This is a genomic window from Hyphomonas sp., from assembly GCF_013823385.1.
GTDB lineage: Bacteria > Pseudomonadota > Alphaproteobacteria > Caulobacterales > Hyphomonadaceae > Hyphomonas.
The window spans coordinates 1-15,404 of the sequence record NZ_PNMA01000021.1 but is presented as its reverse complement, the minus strand read 5'-3'; the positions used below and the strand labels follow the sequence as shown (position 1 = coordinate 15,404).

The following is a 15,404-nucleotide window of genomic DNA, read 5'->3' as shown; positions in this document are numbered from 1 at the left end:
TCCTTTCACGCCGGTGCCATGCCTCTGTTACAAAACTGCCCTATGGCGGGGGGAGATGCAGAAGAAGAAGGAGGCCGCCCCGATGGCGATGATGGACGACAGCGAGAACAAGACCGTAAACCCCCGCATTGCCGCAGGCGCTGCCACGATTGGCGATGTGATCGGCGAGCGCCTGTCGCGGCGCGGCTTTCTGGGCGGGCTGGGGGCGGTTTCGGGCCTCGCGCTTGTGGGCTGCGCCACCGGGCGCGAGGGGGCGATGGCGCTGGCAGAAGCGCCTGCCGAGGCAGGCACAGAGCCGGCTTTCCGCTTTGCCGAGATCATGCGCGGGATGGACGAGACCCATCATGTGGCCGAGGGCTACCGCGCGGATCTGCTGATCCGCTGGGGTGACCCGCTGTTTGCCGACAGCCCGGCCTTTGACCCGATGAACCAGACCGCCGCGGCCCAGCGCCGTCAGTTTGGCTACAATAACGACTTCCTCGGCCTGGTGCCGCTGGAGGCAGATGCCGGCGGCGCCGAGCGGGCGCTGCTGTGCGTCAATCACGAATATACCTCGACCAACATCATGCTGCCGGGCGTGACGGCGGGCTATCCGGCCTCGATGACCCAGGCGCTGTGCGAAACCGAGATGGCCGCGCATGGCGGCACGATCGTGGAAATCCGCAAGGAAGACGGCGCCTGGAAGCCGGTGGTCGGATCGCCCTATAACCGCCGGATCACGGCAGACACGACACCGATGCGGATGACCGGACCGGCCGCGGGCAGCGCGCGCCTTCAGACCACGGAAGACCCTACCGGCACGCTGGTTTCCGGCACCGTGAACAATTGCGCCGGCGGCATCACGCCCTGGGGCACCTTCCTGATGGCGGAGGAAAACTTCAACGGCAACTTCCTCGGAACCTTGCCGGAAGGCCACCGCGAGGCGGAGAACCACAAGCGCTATGGCGTGCCGTCTGGCTGGTATCAGTGGGGCCGCTTCTTTGACCGGTATGATGTAGGCAAGGAGCCCAACGAGCCCAACCGCTTTGGCTGGATCGTCGAGCTGGACCCGATGGACCCGTCCTCGATGCCGAAGAAGCGTACGGCGCTGGGCCGGGTGAAGCATGAGGGCGCCGAAAACGTGATCGCGCCCGATGGCCGGGTTGTGGTCTATACTGGCGACGATCAGCGCTTTGATTATGTCTACAAGTTTGTGACCAAAGGAAAATTCGTGGCCGGAGACCGGGCGGCGAATATGGACCTTCTGGACGAGGGCACGCTGTATGTGGCGCGGTTTGATGCTGACGGGACGGTGGCGTGGCTGCCGCTGGTCCATGGAACCGGTCCGCTGACGGAGGAAAACGGCTTTGCTTCGCAGGCCGATGTTCTGATTGAAACGCGGCGCGCGGCTGATGTTCTGGGCGCCACGCCGATGGACCGGCCGGAGGACGTTGAGCCCGATCCGAAGACCGGCCGGGTGTATGTGATGCTGACCAACAATGACCGCCGCACGGACGCGCAGGTGGACGCAGCCAACCCGCGCGCCTCAAACCGGTTTGGCCATATCATCGAGATCATCGAGCCGGAGGGGGATTTCACCTCTGAAACCTCGCGCTGGGAAATGCTGGTGCGCTGCGGGGACCCGTCCGTTGCGCCCGTGGGCGCGCTGTGGAACCCTCTGACCACGGAGAATGGCTGGTTTTCGAGTCCCGACAACTGCGCCATCGACCCGCAGGGGCGTCTCTGGGTTTCCACCGATGGCAACGAGAATTCCGGCGCCGCCGATGGCCTCTGGGCGCTGGAAACCGACGGCGCGCGGCGCGGCACCGGGCGGCATTTCTTCCGCTGTCCCGTGGGCGCAGAGCTGTGCGGGCCGCGTTTCAATGAAGCGGGCGACGCGCTGTTCCTGGCGGTTCAGCATCCCGGCGACACCGACGGGGCGAGCTTTGAGGCGCCGGGCACGCGCTGGCCGGACTTCCAGCCTGCCATGCCGCCGCGCCCCAGCGTGATGGTCATTACACGGAATGGCGGCGGCCCGATCGGGGGATAAGGCCGCGCCTGTCCCTCAGTTTTATTGCCGCAGCAGCACGCGGTGGCCGCCCTCGCGCGTGAGTTCGAGGGCGCCATCGGCGGTGAGGCGCCAGGCCATTTCGCCCTGCAGGGCTTTGCTGAACTTTGCCTCCTGAGCGTTCAGCGCTGGTGCCACGCAGGCCCGGCGCGTCATCGCCAGCGGCGAGAAGGTGAGCGTGGTGCCAGTGGCGGTGTAGCTGCCCGAGAGGCTGTTGCAGCCGGTGGAGCCGGTGACCCTGCCGTTTTCCGTGAAGGTCAGGGTAAGGACGGTATTGTCGATCACGCCGCCGCGGTTGAGGTCTTCCACCGTCCAGGTGCCGCCGCCGAGCACGGCGGGGTCGCCCTCTATCCCTTCGCCCTCTGCCGGCAGAGGCCGGGCGGTGAAGGAGATGCCTTTTTCCCCGCGAATGACGAGGTTTCCGAAGCCGTCGATCCGGCCCTCGGTCTTGCCCGAAAGGATCGCGCCGAAGGCGGATTCCTGCGCCATCACGCCGTCTGCCATGCAGGCCATCTTGGTCATGCCGACGCCGGAAAAGGCGATCTGCGCGCCGGTCTGGACATAGGCGCCGAAGAAGCGGTTGCAGCCCGTGGTGCCGTTGATCTGGCCGTCTTGCGTGAAGGTGATCTGCGGTTCGCTGCCCGCCACGATCGCCGTGCCGCCCATTGTCTCGACCTGCCAGCGTGTGCCCGCCAGCGGCTTGAGGCCAGCTGGGGAGAGTTCGATCTGCGTGCCGTTTCCGGCGGTGAGCACCACCTTGCCGTCTGCGCCGGGGGCAAAGGTGGCCGTGCCCTTGAGGGCAGCATAAAGCGCGCCTTCCTGCGCGCCGGCCCTCTGATCGAGGCAGGCCATCATGGTGGAGATGATGTCTCCGAAGGTGATCTTGCCGTCCGTTTCGCCGAAACTGCCGCCATAGGTGTTGCAGCCGCCAAAGCCGCCGACGCGGCCATCTTCGCCGAATTTGACGGTCATCGGGCGCTGGCCGGAGACCGGCTGGCCGCCAATGGCGGTCACGCGGTACTCCTTGCCGGTCAGTTTCAGCGCGGCGGGCGCTTCCGGCGGCGGGGCAGGGGGCACGGGCGCAGGCGCGGGGGCGACTTTCACCATCACCAGCGTTCCGGCGTCTACGGCGCCGCTGACCGCCTCAACCTGATGGACGGTATCAGTGGCCCATAAAAGTTTGCCGTCCGGCCCGGTGACAGTGGCGCGCAGGGTGTAGGTGAAGCGCGGGTCGAGGGGGTCATTAACGCGAAGAATAAATTTTTTCGGCACGCCGCCATCATCCAGGCTGTCAGACCAGTCGGCGAGGGAGATGGCCGGGGCATCGGCGCGGGAGGTGTCGGACAGCTCCACCTTGAGGACGGAGCCTTTCGGGGCGGCCATCCGTTCCCGATAGGTTGCAGAGCCGGTGACGGTCAGCACGGCGGCCGCCTCCTGGGGCGACAGGGCGGCGGGCGGCGTCTGACAGGCGCTGAGCACGGGCGCCGCCGCGATGAGAAAAAGCGGGATAAGCGCGCGGGTGTAAAACTTTCTCTGTGCCATTCAGGCCTCCCTTCAGATCAATGTGCCAGCGCTGCGGCTTGCTTCCCATGCCCGCCGCTGCGGCAGATCCCGGGATGGGATGGCATCAGCAAGGCCGCATTATGGCGGGCATATTGGTATCTTACCTTACGATACGCCCAGCCGGATGCGGAAGGCCGTTTCCATGCCTGTGGAAGCTGCTAATCTCCCCTTGAGGGTAACAGACTGGCGCATACTGGGGAGGTATCGCCGATGCAGACACACAGATCGCTCGACCTGCAGCGGGGCCGATGGTTTTCGGCATTGCCGGAGGCGTTGCAGGAAGAAGTTCTTCAAAATTCCACGCGGCACAAGTTGCGGCGGGGCAAGCCTCTCGCGCGGCAGGGGGATCCGCCCATCGGCATCTTCGGGCTGGTGAGCGGGGAAGCCCAGATTATCGGCACAACGCGGGCCGGGCTCGACATCCTGGTGGCGGTGCACCGGCCGGGCGACTGGACGGGCTTTCTCGCCTGCGTTGACGGGGGCCCCTACACCTTTTCGGTGATTGCCAGCCAGACTTGCGAGGTGCTGCATCTGCCGCTGGCGGCGGTGCAGCGGATGTTCCTGTCAGACGCAGAGAACTTCCGCCGGTTCGTATTGCCGGAGATGGCGTCGATCCGGGCGATCTATACCCATGTTGTGGAAAGCCTTGCCTTTACACCGCTGCAGCGGCTGGCGCGGCGCCTGCTGGACCTGACGAGCGAGCCGCATGGCGGGCGGGTGAACTCCTCCTTCATCAGCCCGGTGACGCAGGATCAGATCGCCATGTCGATCATGGCCTCCCGCCAGTGGACCAACCGTCTTCTGCAGTATCTGGAACAGGCGGACATGATCCGCATCTCGCGCAGCCGGATCGACATTCTCGACCGCGCGCGGCTGAATCAGCTGGCGCTGCATGGCGAGAGCGGGTTCACGCTGGGGGAGGCGGCGCCGGGGCAGGCCTCGCTGGTCTGAGCCGGCGAGGCCTGGGGCCGGAAGGGTCAGTGGGCCTCGGTGATCTCGGCGATTTCGCCGAGGGTCTGGCCGCCGCAGGTGATGGTGACGCGGCTGTAGCTGCTGCCGGCGAGGGGGCCGGTATAGTGGACCTCCTCGGTGGCGATGGCCATCGTGGCGGGCTCAGTGGGGGCAACCGGAATGAGCTCCAGATTGAGCGCCGGGGTCATCGAGCGGTCCATCGGGCCGACGTTCCAGGTGAAGGTGTAACCCCCTGATCTGACATCAACTTTTCCGATGACATGGACGGTGGGCGAGGCGTCGGGGCCGGGCATCCGGTCGATCCAGGCTTCCCAGTCCCGCGAGTCCAGAACCGCGCAGTCTGCGGCCGGGGCAGCTTCGGGGGCGACGGCAAGATCGTCTTCTGCAGCCGGAACCGGCGGGGGCTCTGCCGCCGGTGTGGTCTGATCGGCAGCGGGGGTGCAGGCGGCGAGGATAATTCCGCTGGCGGCGGCCAGGGCGAGGAGGCGGAGGCTGGTCATGTGATTTCCCTTATGTTTCAGGCGGTCCGGTATCGCCTTAACTGGGCGGGTAACGTGTCATTTTGAGGACAGTTCCGGACAGATCCGGACAAATCCGGTCAGCCCCGTGCCACCCCCGCGCCGCCCCAGGGCCGTCACCGCGTCACGGTTTTCCGTTCCAGCCCGCCCGCAGCGGGAAGGGAGTAGAGCGTGCCATCCTCGCCGACATCGATCCTGCCGGCATAGGCCGCGCCGGTGCCCTTCAGGAAGACGGGGTAGAGCAGCTTCGAGGGCAGGGGCGGGACGATATGGTAGATCACCAGACGCTCCACCCCGGCGGCTTCAGCGGCGCGGGCCGCGTCCACCGGGGAGGCGTGATAGTCGAGGATATCGGCAAACACCTTTGACAGCGGGGCGGCGCCCGCCTCGCCGGCGGCCTGCGACATGGCGGCGACCATCTCCGGGTTCAGCGCTTCGTGGAAGAGGATGTCGGCGCCTTCGGCCACGCGGACGAGATTGTCCGAATACACCGTATCGCCGCTGATGACGGCAGAGCGGCCCTTGTAATCGATGCGGAAGCCATAGGCTGGCTCGACCGGGGAATGGTTGACGAGGAAGGCGGTGATCTGAAGGCCGCCCTCGTCCAGCAGCACGGCGCGGGCGCCGGGGCCGGCGGGCAGATCGATCACCTCCGGGGCAAGGCCATAACCGGCCGGATTGGCAACAGCGGGGCCATGATGGGCCATGCGATAGGTGCTGTCGATCCGGTAGGCGGCGTTGAAGCCATCGGTGATTTCGGCAACGCCCGGCGGGCCGGCAACGGGCAGCGGCGTTGACCGGCTGCCGCCGACCCAGGCGCCGACCATGAGCTCGCCGAGGCCATCGAAATGGTCCGAGTGCAGATGGCTGAGATAGAGTTTTTCGGTGCGGCCTGTGGGGAAACCCATGCGCGTGAGCCGCCGGATGGAGCCGCCGCCGACATCGAAGAGGAAGGCCCGGTCGCCCGCCAGAACGCCGATACAGGGCCCGGCGCGGGCGGGGTCTGGCAGGGGCGAGCCGCTGCCGCAGAGATAGAGGTGGAGGCCATCGGGGAGGCTGGCGGAGGGGTCTTGCCCGACATTTTCAGCGATGGCGCGGCGGAAGGCGGCCTCGCCGATCTGGACGGCGAAGACCTGCCGCGCGGCCAGCAGGGCGAGCAGGAGAGCGCCGAGCGCGATCAGGCCCCAATGCCACAGTTTCATGCGTGCCTCCCCGGCGATTTTATGGGGGAGTTGGATCATTTGGCGCGGGTTGTGTCAATTGTTTGTTTTTTGGGGGGCGGGGTGGTGTTTTTGCGGAGGGCGCCCCCACCCTAACCCTCCCCCATGTCTGGGGGAGGGGATGTGTTGTGCGTGGGGAGAGGTTTGCTTTCCAGCTGCGCAACTTGACCCCCTCCCCATTCATGGGGAGGGCTGGGGTGGGGTTGGGGCTGGTGTGCGGGGCTGCTAAGCTGCCGTCATGATTGAGCATGCGTCCGTCGAGCTGGCTTGCGGAGCCGATGTATTGCTTAGCCTGCAGAGCGGCATTCGTGCCTTTGCGAGCGATCGGGACAGCACGGTCTGGCTTCAAATGTCGGATGGGCAATATCTGCGCGTTTCCTGCAGGTCTGTTGATCTTGCCTGGAAATTCGAAGTGTTCCCGCTCCGCGTGGAGCGGCAGAGTGATCTCGTGGACGCCTTGCGGAAGTTTCGCGGCAGCGCACGCGACCATGAGCTAAGGGCGCTGGCGGAAGCAGCCTTCGGTGCCGAGGGTGCCGTGCCAGAAACCGATGCCACCGCTTTGCCGGAAGACCTGACCGAGTGGCCTTTTGCGGCGTGGAATCTGGACGTGTTGCGCAGGCGCGAAGGCTTGTGCGGCCTTTCTGGAGAAATGCTGCATGCGGCGGAGGTTGCTGTTGGATTGCTGTTCACCGATCCGCAGGGACGCCAGTTGCTGATCGCCTCGGACACTTTTCCGTTGAGCCTCGTGTTAACGCAGGATGCGGGCCGGATTGAAGGCGAGATCGCCAACTGTGTTCGTGTGCCGGTGCCGGATTATGTCTCGCGGTATCTGGGTAGCTGAATTTTCGTAAGTCGCGCCATGCGGAGGGCGCCCCCACCCTGACCCTCCCCCATGTCTGGGGGAGGGGACGTGTTGTGCATGGGGATAGGTATGCTTTCCAACTGCACGATCTGACCCCCTCCCCATTTATGGGGTGGGGCGGCGTCCGGCAGAAGCCGGGTCTGCTCGATATAGCGCAGCCGTGCCAGGATGGTTTCCATCACGCCGTCGATATTGTCGTACACGTCCGAATTCGGGATGCGGAGGGTTTCATAGCCGCGCGCGGCGAACCAGGCGTCGCGGGCGGCGTCCTGTCCGGGGGTGTGGGTGTCGCCGTCGATCTCGAGGACGAGATTCATCCGGTGGCTGATGAAATCGGCAAACCAGGGGCAGCAGGGGGCCTGGCGGCGGAAATGCCAGAGTTTGAACAGGGGGCTGCGCAGATGCCACCAGACCGCCTTTTCCGCCGGGGGCATGTGGCGGCGCAGCTCGCGGGCGCGGTGGATTTTGCGGGGGTTTGGCATGGGGTGAACATATAGGGAACGGGTGGGTTTGGGAAGGGGGGTTTTTGGGGTTTTTGGGAAAGAGCGGAGAGGGGCCCCACCCCATCCCTCCCCATAAATGGGGAGGGGGTCAGGGTGTGCGGTTGGAGAGGTTGGTTTGCGGCGGGGTGGGACAGGCCCCCTCCCCATTTATGGGGAGGGATGGGGTGGGGTGGGGCGGGGCGGGAAAAATAGGCTGGGTTCGGGCGGGGTTTTCGCTGCTGTTTTGCCCGCGCGCGCAGGCGGTTTGGGCTTGCCAATCCGGCTGGGTACGGAGGGGATGTAGATTGCCCCCATGATGAAGGATCTGATGACATTGAAGCCCCAACGCCGGTTGCGGCCGGGGAGTGGGCGGGAGCGGCGGCTGTTGCGGCTGGTGTGGCTGGCGGGGTGGCGGGTGGCGGAGATTGCCGCGCTGACCGGGGAGGGCGAGCGCACGATCCGGCGGCGGCTGGCGGCGTTTGACCTGATGGGCGAGGAGGCGCGCGGCGAGATGGCGCGGCTGCTGGTGGCGGTGCAGCAGGACTGTGTGGCCGACGCGCTGGCGGCGGGCGGCGAGGTGAAGGAGGCCGTGGTGACGCATCAGAAGATGGCCGGGACGGCGCGCGTGATGCAGGCGGCGGAGAAGGAACAGGATAGTCAGAAGACGGAATATCAGGAAGAGGAATATAAGGAAGATGCAATCGACAGGCTGGTCGCCATGGACCTCGCATTGGAAGAAGCGGCATTGGGAAGCCCTGAGGGCGATGGGGAAAGAGGGGCTTTCGCCGTCGAAACGAAATCTCTTGAACCGGTTTCCCTTCCTGCTCGAGCGCCGGGATACGCAGGCGCCGCCGCTGGGCCTTCAGCGCACATGGTTGCTTTCGGGGGGCCGTGGCGCAGGCAAGACGCGGGCGGGGGCCGAATGGGTGCGCTGGGCGGTGCTCGCGGCGGGGTATCGCCGGGTGGCGCTGGTGGGGCAGAGCCTTGCGGCGGTGCGCGAGGTGATGATCGAGGGGCCGAGCGGCCTGCTGGCGACCTCCTCGGAGATTGACCGGCCGGTGTGGCAGCCTTCGCGCCACCGGCTTGAATGGAAGAATGGCGCGGTGGCCTATGCCTTTTCGGCCGAAGACCCCGAGAGCCTGCGGGGGCCGCAATTTGACCTTGCCTGGTGTGATGAGGCGGGCGCCTGGGGGAAGGGCGAGGCGGTGTGGGACAATCTTCAGCTGGCCCTGCGGCTTGGCCCCTGCCCGCTGGCCATGGTGACGACCACGCCGCGCGCCACGGCGCTGATCCGCAGGCTGAAGACTGACCCCGGCACGGTGGAGACGCGGACGGCGACGGCGGAGAATGCGGCCAATCTCTCGCCCGGTTTCCTCGGCTGGATGACAGCGGCCTATGGCGGCACGGCGATGGGGCGGCAGGAGCTGGAGGGGCATTTCATTGATGATCCGGAAGGGGCGCTGTTCCTCCGCTCACAGATTGACGCGCTGCGCGTGGCGGCCCCGCCTGTGATGCTGGACGACTGTATCGTGGCGGTGGACCCGTGCATTTCGGCAAGGCCGGGGGCGGATGCGTGCGGCATCATCCTGGCCGGCGTGAAGGACGGGCATGGCTATGTGATGGGGGACGCCTCGGCGCCGGGGCTCGCCCCGCATGTGTGGGCCGGGCGGGCGGCCGCGCTGGCGGCGGCGGCGGGGGCAAGCTGTATCGTGGCGGAGGCAAACCAGGGCGGGGACATGGTGGCCGAGATGCTGCGCCTGACAGGGACGGGGGTGCCGGTGCGGCTGGTGACCGCGCGGCTCGGCAAGCGGGGGCGGGCGGGGCCGGTGGCGGCGATGTATGCGCAGGGGCGGGTGAGCCATGCGGGGCATTTCGACATGCTGGAGGATCAGATGTGCCGGTTTGGAACGGCGGAGGCGGCGGGCTCTCCGGACCGGGTGGACGCGCTGGTCTGGGCGCTGTGGGCGCTGATGGGCGAGGGGCAGGGGCCGCGAGTGCGGGTGCTTTGAGGGCGGGACTTGGTTTGCGGCGGGGTGTTTGTGGAGAGATGCCCCACCCTATCCCTCCCCATAGTCATGGGGAGGGGACCTGTTGCGTTTGGGGAGAGGTTGCGTTTCGGCGCAGGGCGACCTGCCCCCTCCCCATGACGATGGGGAGGGATGGGTTGGGGTGGCTTTCGGCTTGGTGAGCGGAGCGGTTTTGTGGAGAGGTCCCCCACCCGCTGCTCGGGCAATCGCAATGCGATTGCTTATCCTCGCAGCCCCCCAAGTCTGGGGGAGGGGACGTGTTGTGCTGTTGGAGAGGGGGCTTAAAGGCGCCGCATGTTGACTTTTCCGGCAACGCGCGCCAATGGGTGCCATGTCAAAACACACGAAACCAGAAACAGTTATCGAAGCGCTCGAGGCGCTTTATGCGCAGGCGGTTGACGCCCTTTCCAACGCCCTCAACACCTTCCTGCATGATGGCACGCCGCCCGATCCGCGTCTGCGGGACGAGGGCGCCTTCTGCTATCCGCAGCTGCGGATCGTTTATGACCCCGAAGGGCCGCCGCCGCCGATTTCGCGCGCCTTCGGGAAATTCTCCGAGGCCGGCATCTATATCACCACCATCACCCGGCCGGAATTCTTCCGCGACTATCTGATGGAAGTGCTGACCCCGCTGATGCGGGATTATGATGTCGATGTGTATGTCGAGCGGTCTGCCTCTGAAATTCCGTATGCGTATGTGTGGGACCCCTCGCAGGCGGCGGGCCTCGAAGAGATTGCCCCGGCCGAGCTGGTGCGCTGGTTTCCCTCGCCGAAGCTGACGCTGATTGGCGACGAGGTGGCCGATGGGGAGCCGTTCGAGGCGGGCGAGGAGCGGCCGCTGGCGCTTTTCGATGCGCAGCGGGTGGATTTCTCGCTGAAGCGCCTGCAGCATTATACCGGTACGCCGGTGGAGCATTTCCAGCATTATGTGCTGTTCACGAACTATCACCGCTATGTGGACGCCTTCTGCGACTGGGCGCTGGAGCAGCTCGGCGGGGAGACGCGGTATACCTCGCTCTCCGTACCCGGAGGGCTGGAGATTTCCCATCCCGACGAGCATAGCCGGGCGGCGATTGACGGCTCGCCCTGGCGGCGGTTCCAGATGCCGGCCTATCATTTGCGCGCGGCGAATGGCGCAGGCATCACGCTGGTGAATATCGGTGTGGGGCCATCCAACGCCAAGACGATTACCGATCACCTCGCCGTGCTGCGCCCGCAGGTGTGGCTGATGGTGGGGCATTGCGGGGGCCTGCGGCACAGCCAGTCCATCGGGGATTATGTGCTGGCGCATGCCTATATGCGCGAGGATCATGTACTGGACGCCGTTCTGCCGCCAGAAATTCCGGTTCCTCCGATTGCGGAGGTTCAGGTGGCGCTGCAGCAGGCGGCCGCGAAGGTGACCGGGGAAAAGGGCGAGGCGCTGAAAAAACGCCTGCGCACAGGTACGGTGGTGACCACGGACGACCGGAACTGGGAGCTGCGGTTTACCGCCTCTGCCCGCCGCTTCAACAAGAGCCGGGCTGTGGCGATCGACATGGAGAGCGCGACGATTGCGGCCAATGGCTTTCGGCTCAGGGTGCCCTACGGGACGCTGCTGTGCGTTTCCGACAAGCCGCTGCATGGCGAGATCAAGCTGCCCGGCGCGGCCAACCGTTTCTATGAGCGGGCGATTGGCGAGCATATTCGCATCGGCATCGAAACGCTGGAGCGCCTCAGCGAAGACGGCGGCGCGGCGCTGCACAGCCGCAAGCTGCGCGCCTTTGACGAGCCGCCGTTCCGGTGAGCGGGGGCGGCATCAACTGGCCTGCCCTGAAGGCCGCAGCCCTTGCCGCGCAGGGGCGGGCGTATGTGCCGTATTCGGAGTATCGGGTCGGGGCGGCGCTGCTGACTTCTGCGGGCGAGATCGTGGCCGGGTGCAATGTGGAGAACGCCACCTATGGCGCCACCTGCTGCGCCGAGCGCACGGCGGTGTTCAGCGCGGTGGCGGCGGGGCATACCTCGTTCCGGGCGATTGCGGTGGCCACGCACGGGGCGGACGCGGGCACGCCGTGTGGCATCTGCCGGCAGGTGCTGGCGGAGTTTTCTGAGGACGGCGCGCTGGAAGTGTTGTGCTTCACGCCGGAGGGGGCGGAGGCGCGCTACACGCTGGCGGAACTGTTGCCGCATGCGTTTGCGCTGAAATAGCTGGATACCAAGGACGACGCTTGCATTCTGAACAACTTTAAGTTCTCTTTGCCGTATGACGGGTAGAGGGGAACTATAGTGTGGGGCTTGTTGATTGAATGGCTAAATGCCAACCTTCTGGGCGTTGCGACAACTGCATTTGGCACTGCGCTGCTTGCCCTGTTTAAGCCCGTTCGGGTTTGGGCTGAAAAAATGGTGTGGGGCAGCTGCAAGTGGCTTTGGGCGGCGATCAGCGCCTTGCCGAGCCACTTGAGATTGTACAGGTTCGTTCTTTCACGAAAGCCATTCTGGTCGTTCGGGAATGGCAGGAAACAGAAAAACCTGAACGGGCCTACCGTCATTACCGTGATGAATTTCAAGGGTGGCGTCGGAAAGACCACCATAGCGGCAAATCTTGCCGCATCGTTGGCCGGAAAATTTGAGAAACGGGTCCTGTTGGTTGATTTGGACTATCAGGGATCGTTGACCGATCTTTTGCGCCGATCAACGATCGATGCAACGGGTGAGAACCTGGCTGCCACCTGGCTGCACTCAAAGTTTCCTGTTCGGGCTTTTGAAGAGCTGATCATAACCAATACCAATGTTCCAAATGTTGCCTTGATATCAGCCGAATACGGATTAACAGAGACTGAGGATAACGAACTCCTCAGGTGGCTGATGGGGCTTTCGGGGGATGATGTCAGGAGTCGACTGTTAAGGCGGCTGAAGCGGGCCAGCTTGGAAATCGAGACGCGATACGACTATATCATTATGGATGCGCCGCCCAGGATGAGTCTCGCTGCTGCAAATGCCCTCAAGGCAAGTGACTACGTGCTTATACCTGCAAAGCTTCAGTTTCTTGCGGTTAGTCCTGTGCAGAAAATGCTGGATTATCTGGCGACTTTCAAAAAGATAATCCGTGCAAGGTTTACGATACTCGGCGTTGTCTGCAATATGACCGAAGGTGCTCAGCCTGTTGGTAACGAAGGCAGTTATCTCGAGCAGGTACAAAGTGCCATTGCGACGCACGCTGACAAGCCGATTGTGTTTGAAACACTGGTTCCTGACAGGAAGGATATCGGGCGCCCTGAAGGCGCTACGCTTGGCTATATGCTGAGGGGGCGGGATGGCGAGTGGGTAAGAACTACCTTCGATGCGTTGAGCCGGCAAATCCTGGATAGAATTGATGTGCTAAAGTCTTCGCCGAATCGGCCCTGATATGGTAATATATGCCTATATGGAGGCGTTCTATGGATAAGCTTCAAGTTGCAGACATAATATCGGCCCTCAAGCGGATTGAAGCTGTAACCCCGGGTGCTGCTAGCCGAGCGCCACGTTCTGCATTGTCGGGGACTGCCAACTTTCTTGAACAATATTCGGCCCTTACGGTGGAGGCGCTTGAAGGACAGCTTCAGCTATCCAAGCCAAAGAAGAGCCCCAAAAAACCTGCCACACCGTTGAGGGAACAACTCGTTCGCAAGTATGCTGACCAACTGAGTTCTGCCGGGACTGATCTTCCGGTGTTTGAAGAGGTGATTGCGCGCCTTAGCGCTGACAAAACCGCGAGAGCTCAGGAAGTAAAGGCCATAGCAAAAGAGTATGGTGCTTCTTTCACCTCTACCGGCAGAACTGATGGCATAAATGCCATCCGCCAGAAGTTCGATGAGCGCTGGAAGCTTGCGAACAGGTCGGTTTTGAAAGCCTCCTGACAGAGGCGCGCTTGCCCCGGCGTGAGCGGGGTTGGACACAGGATTGTCACTGGACGGGCGCGCGGGTGCGGGTTACCCCCGAGGCATGACTGATACGACGACAAAACCCCGCCTCCTGAAGTTTGAAACCATCCGCAATTTCCGCGATTTTGGCGGCTATGACAGCCGCTATGGCGGGCGGGTGAAGATGGGGCGGCTCTACCGCTCCGGCCACCATGCCGAAGCCTCCGAGGCGGAACTGCAGAAGATGGCCGCGCTGGGCATCCATGTGCAGGCCGACCTGCGCCGCCCGGACGAGCGGGAGAAGTTCAAGACGCGCTTTGCCGCGCCGGTGACGATTACCCATGATGGCGGGCGCGAGACCGACGCGCCGCATATCCGCTTTCTCTCCCGGATGGAGGTGAGCGCGGAGGACGCCGACCAGTGGATGGTGGAATATTACGAAGCTGCGCCGTTCAAGGAGCATCATACCGAGATGTTCACCGGCTGGTTTGGCCATCTGGCGGCGCTGGACGGGGACGCGGCGGGGCTGGTGAACTGCGCGGCGGGCAAGGACCGCACGGGCATTCTCTGCGCGCTGACGCATCATATCCTGGGCGTGAGCGAGGCCGATATCCGCGAGGATTATGACCTGACGAACACGGCCGTGGACGTGGCCGCGCGCCTGCCGGAAGCGGCGGCGTATTTCAACGATATGCTGGGCAAGGAATATCCGGCCGAAGTGTTCCGCCCGTTCATGGGCGTGCATCTGCGCTATCTGGAGAAGGCGTTTGCGACGATCAATGCGCGCGCCGGATCGATCGATGGCTATCTTGTCGACACGCTGAAAGTGGACGAGAAGATGCAGGCGGAAATCCGTGGGCGGTTGATCGAGCGCTGAGCGCGGATGGTGGGTTACGCCTTCGGCTAACCCACCCTACGGGGCTGAGCGCTTGAGGCGCGCGGCGTTGGTGCATTGCGGCCTGTGGCCTTAATGCACCCTACTGGGATTTCTTACATTTTTCAGGGATCTTTTTGCGGTGGACGTCTCCACCCGTCATTCGGGCAATCGCAGGGCGATTGCTGATCCTCATGACCCCCCGCGTGCGGGGGAGGGGATGGCGTTGCGTTGTGGGGAGGGGGAGGTGACTGCCCGCAGAGTGGGGGAATTTTGCGGGGAAGGGGCGCCCCTGTTGAGGGGGGGCTGGACGCTGAGGGTCAGCCGGTTTGCGCAGGCTCTGGCGGCAGGTCCGGGATGGTTCCGTCCTGTCTCGTCGCGCCGGCCTCTAGAAGCGCCTTTGCCCCGCGCCAGCAGGCATGCTTGAATCCCGGTTCGTTTTCTTCCTCGAACATGCCGAGGCAGAGCTCCAGGCTGTTGAGGCCGGCCTCTTTCCAAATGCGGTGGATATTAGCGCCACCGGCAATGAGATGGGCGACACATTGTACGTGACCATTTCCTGCAGCGGCTATGAGGGGGAAAAAGTCGTTGTTTTCGCTTTCCTTGTTTGGATCTGCGCCTTTGGCCAGGAGGGCCGTGACGATGTCCCCATGGCCATTTTGCGAGGCCATCAGCAGCGGGAAGGTGCCGGTGCTTTCGTTTTCCATGTTCGGGTCAGCGCCATTCGCCAGGAGGGCCGCCACGACGTCCCCATGGCCCTGCTGCGCGGCCATCAGCAGCGGGAAGATACCGTCTTTTTGGTCAATCTTGTTTGGGTCAGCGCCTTTGGCCAAGAGGGCCGCCACGATTTCCCGATGGCCATTCTGCGCGGTCATCAGCAGGGGGAAGTTGCCGGTGCTTTGGTTTTCCTTGTTCGGGTCAGCGCCATTCGCCAGGAGGGCTGCAACGATGTCCCCATGGCGCT

Annotated in this window: 15 protein-coding genes; 10 read left to right on the top strand and 5 right to left on the bottom strand. The window is 64.2% G+C overall.

Annotated features, from left to right (window positions below; all coding sequences use genetic code 11):
• Positions 1-88 precede the first annotated feature (88 nt).
• Positions 89-2,029, top strand: coding sequence for a PhoX family phosphatase (locus tag C0456_RS12820; protein WP_367179271.1), 1,941 nt, complete (start codon positions 89-91; stop codon positions 2,027-2,029).
• 21 nt (positions 2,030-2,050) lie between these two features.
• Here the strand turns inward: C0456_RS12820 and C0456_RS12815 are convergent, their stop codons facing one another.
• Complete coding sequence (locus C0456_RS12815) at positions 2,051-3,589, bottom strand: META domain-containing protein (protein WP_291052671.1); 1,539 nt, start codon at positions 3,587-3,589, stop codon at positions 2,051-2,053.
• A 231-nt stretch (positions 3,590-3,820) separates the two neighbouring features.
• Between C0456_RS12815 and C0456_RS12810 the strand changes: the two genes are divergently transcribed.
• Positions 3,821-4,561 (top strand): Crp/Fnr family transcriptional regulator, encoded by a 741-nt coding sequence (locus tag C0456_RS12810; protein WP_291052669.1) that lies wholly within the window; start codon positions 3,821-3,823, stop codon positions 4,559-4,561.
• A 26-nt stretch (positions 4,562-4,587) separates the two neighbouring features.
• Here C0456_RS12810 and C0456_RS12805 read toward each other — a convergent pair whose 3' ends face one another.
• Both C0456_RS12805 and C0456_RS12800 read right to left on the bottom strand, forming a co-directional pair.
• Positions 4,588-5,082 carry a hypothetical protein gene (locus tag C0456_RS12805; RefSeq protein WP_291052667.1) on the bottom strand — a complete coding sequence of 165 codons (495 nt, stop codon included), beginning with the start codon at positions 5,080-5,082 and terminating at the stop codon, positions 4,588-4,590.
• Between the two features lie 134 nt (positions 5,083-5,216).
• Complete coding sequence (locus tag C0456_RS12800; protein ID WP_291052664.1) at positions 5,217-6,302, bottom strand: MBL fold metallo-hydrolase; 1,086 nt, start codon at positions 6,300-6,302, stop codon at positions 5,217-5,219.
• Between the two features lie 256 nt (positions 6,303-6,558).
• Here C0456_RS12800 and C0456_RS12795 point away from each other — a divergent pair, with 256 nt between their 5' ends.
• Positions 6,559-7,161 (top strand): hypothetical protein, encoded by a 603-nt coding sequence (locus tag C0456_RS12795; RefSeq protein ID WP_291052662.1) that lies wholly within the window; start codon positions 6,559-6,561, stop codon positions 7,159-7,161.
• On the opposite strand, the gene C0456_RS12790 is transcribed toward C0456_RS12795, so the two are convergent.
• Positions 7,134-7,664, bottom strand: a complete 531-nt coding sequence (locus C0456_RS12790; RefSeq protein ID WP_291052659.1) for an endonuclease domain-containing protein — start codon at positions 7,662-7,664, stop codon at positions 7,134-7,136. The genes C0456_RS12795 and C0456_RS12790 overlap by 28 nt on opposite strands.
• 328 nt (positions 7,665-7,992) lie before the next feature.
• On the opposite strand from C0456_RS12790, the gene C0456_RS12785 reads away from it, so the two are divergent.
• The 7 genes from C0456_RS12785 (at position 7,993) to C0456_RS12755 (ending at position 14,443) form a co-directional block, all read left to right on the top strand.
• Positions 7,993-8,715, top strand: coding sequence for a hypothetical protein (locus C0456_RS12785; protein WP_291052656.1), 723 nt, complete (start codon positions 7,993-7,995; stop codon positions 8,713-8,715).
• Positions 8,603-9,673: a terminase family protein gene (locus C0456_RS12780; RefSeq protein WP_291052787.1), complete on the top strand. Its 1,071-nt coding sequence runs from the start codon at positions 8,603-8,605 to the stop codon at positions 9,671-9,673. Before C0456_RS12785 ends, C0456_RS12780 begins: the two co-directional genes overlap by 113 nt.
• A gap of 340 nt (positions 9,674-10,013) precedes the next feature.
• Positions 10,014-11,474: an AMP nucleosidase gene (locus C0456_RS12775; RefSeq protein ID WP_291052654.1), complete on the top strand. Its 1,461-nt coding sequence runs from the start codon at positions 10,014-10,016 to the stop codon at positions 11,472-11,474.
• Entirely contained in the window at positions 11,471-11,875 is a 405-nt protein-coding gene (gene cdd, locus C0456_RS12770) for a cytidine deaminase (protein WP_291052651.1), read from the top strand. The genes C0456_RS12775 and cdd overlap by 4 nt, the downstream gene beginning before the upstream one ends.
• A gap of 78 nt (positions 11,876-11,953) precedes the next feature.
• A complete protein-coding gene (locus C0456_RS12765) occupies positions 11,954-13,072 on the top strand; it encodes a ParA family protein (RefSeq protein WP_291052648.1) in 1,119 nt (372 codons plus the stop codon).
• A gap of 32 nt (positions 13,073-13,104) precedes the next feature.
• Positions 13,105-13,563, top strand: coding sequence for a hypothetical protein (locus tag C0456_RS12760; protein WP_291052646.1), 459 nt, complete (start codon positions 13,105-13,107; stop codon positions 13,561-13,563).
• Positions 13,564-13,648: 85 nt separating this feature from the next.
• On the top strand, positions 13,649-14,443 hold the full coding sequence (locus C0456_RS12755) for a tyrosine-protein phosphatase (protein ID WP_291052643.1): 795 nt from the start codon (positions 13,649-13,651) through the stop codon (positions 14,441-14,443).
• Positions 14,444-14,760: 317 nt separating this feature from the next.
• On the opposite strand, the gene C0456_RS12750 is transcribed toward C0456_RS12755, so the two are convergent.
• Positions 14,761-15,404, bottom strand: a 644-nt coding sequence (locus C0456_RS12750; protein ID WP_291052641.1) for an ankyrin repeat domain-containing protein, incomplete at its 5' end; no start/stop codon positions are given.

Bases quoted from the DNA above. Each gene is read 5' to 3' on its own strand.
- C0456_RS12820 (WP_367179271.1), top strand. From the start codon at position 89: ATGATGGACGACAGCGAGAACAAGACCGTAAACCCCCGCATTGCCGCA.
- C0456_RS12815 (WP_291052671.1), bottom strand. From the start codon at position 3,589: ATGGCACAGAGAAAGTTTTACACCCGCGCGCTTATCCCGCTTTTTCTC.
- C0456_RS12810 (WP_291052669.1), top strand. From the start codon at position 3,821: ATGCAGACACACAGATCGCTCGACCTGCAGCGGGGCCGATGGTTTTCG.
- C0456_RS12805 (WP_291052667.1), bottom strand. From the start codon at position 5,082: ATGACCAGCCTCCGCCTCCTCGCCCTGGCCGCCGCCAGCGGAATTATC.
- C0456_RS12800 (WP_291052664.1), bottom strand. From the start codon at position 6,302: ATGAAACTGTGGCATTGGGGCCTGATCGCGCTCGGCGCTCTCCTGCTC.
- C0456_RS12795 (WP_291052662.1), top strand. From the start codon at position 6,559: ATGATTGAGCATGCGTCCGTCGAGCTGGCTTGCGGAGCCGATGTATTG.
- C0456_RS12790 (WP_291052659.1), bottom strand. From the start codon at position 7,664: ATGCCAAACCCCCGCAAAATCCACCGCGCCCGCGAGCTGCGCCGCCAC.
- C0456_RS12785 (WP_291052656.1), top strand. From the start codon at position 7,993: ATGACATTGAAGCCCCAACGCCGGTTGCGGCCGGGGAGTGGGCGGGAG.
- C0456_RS12775 (WP_291052654.1), top strand. From the start codon at position 10,014: ATGGGTGCCATGTCAAAACACACGAAACCAGAAACAGTTATCGAAGCG.
- C0456_RS12760 (WP_291052646.1), top strand. From the start codon at position 13,105: ATGGATAAGCTTCAAGTTGCAGACATAATATCGGCCCTCAAGCGGATT.
- C0456_RS12755 (WP_291052643.1), top strand. From the start codon at position 13,649: ATGACTGATACGACGACAAAACCCCGCCTCCTGAAGTTTGAAACCATC.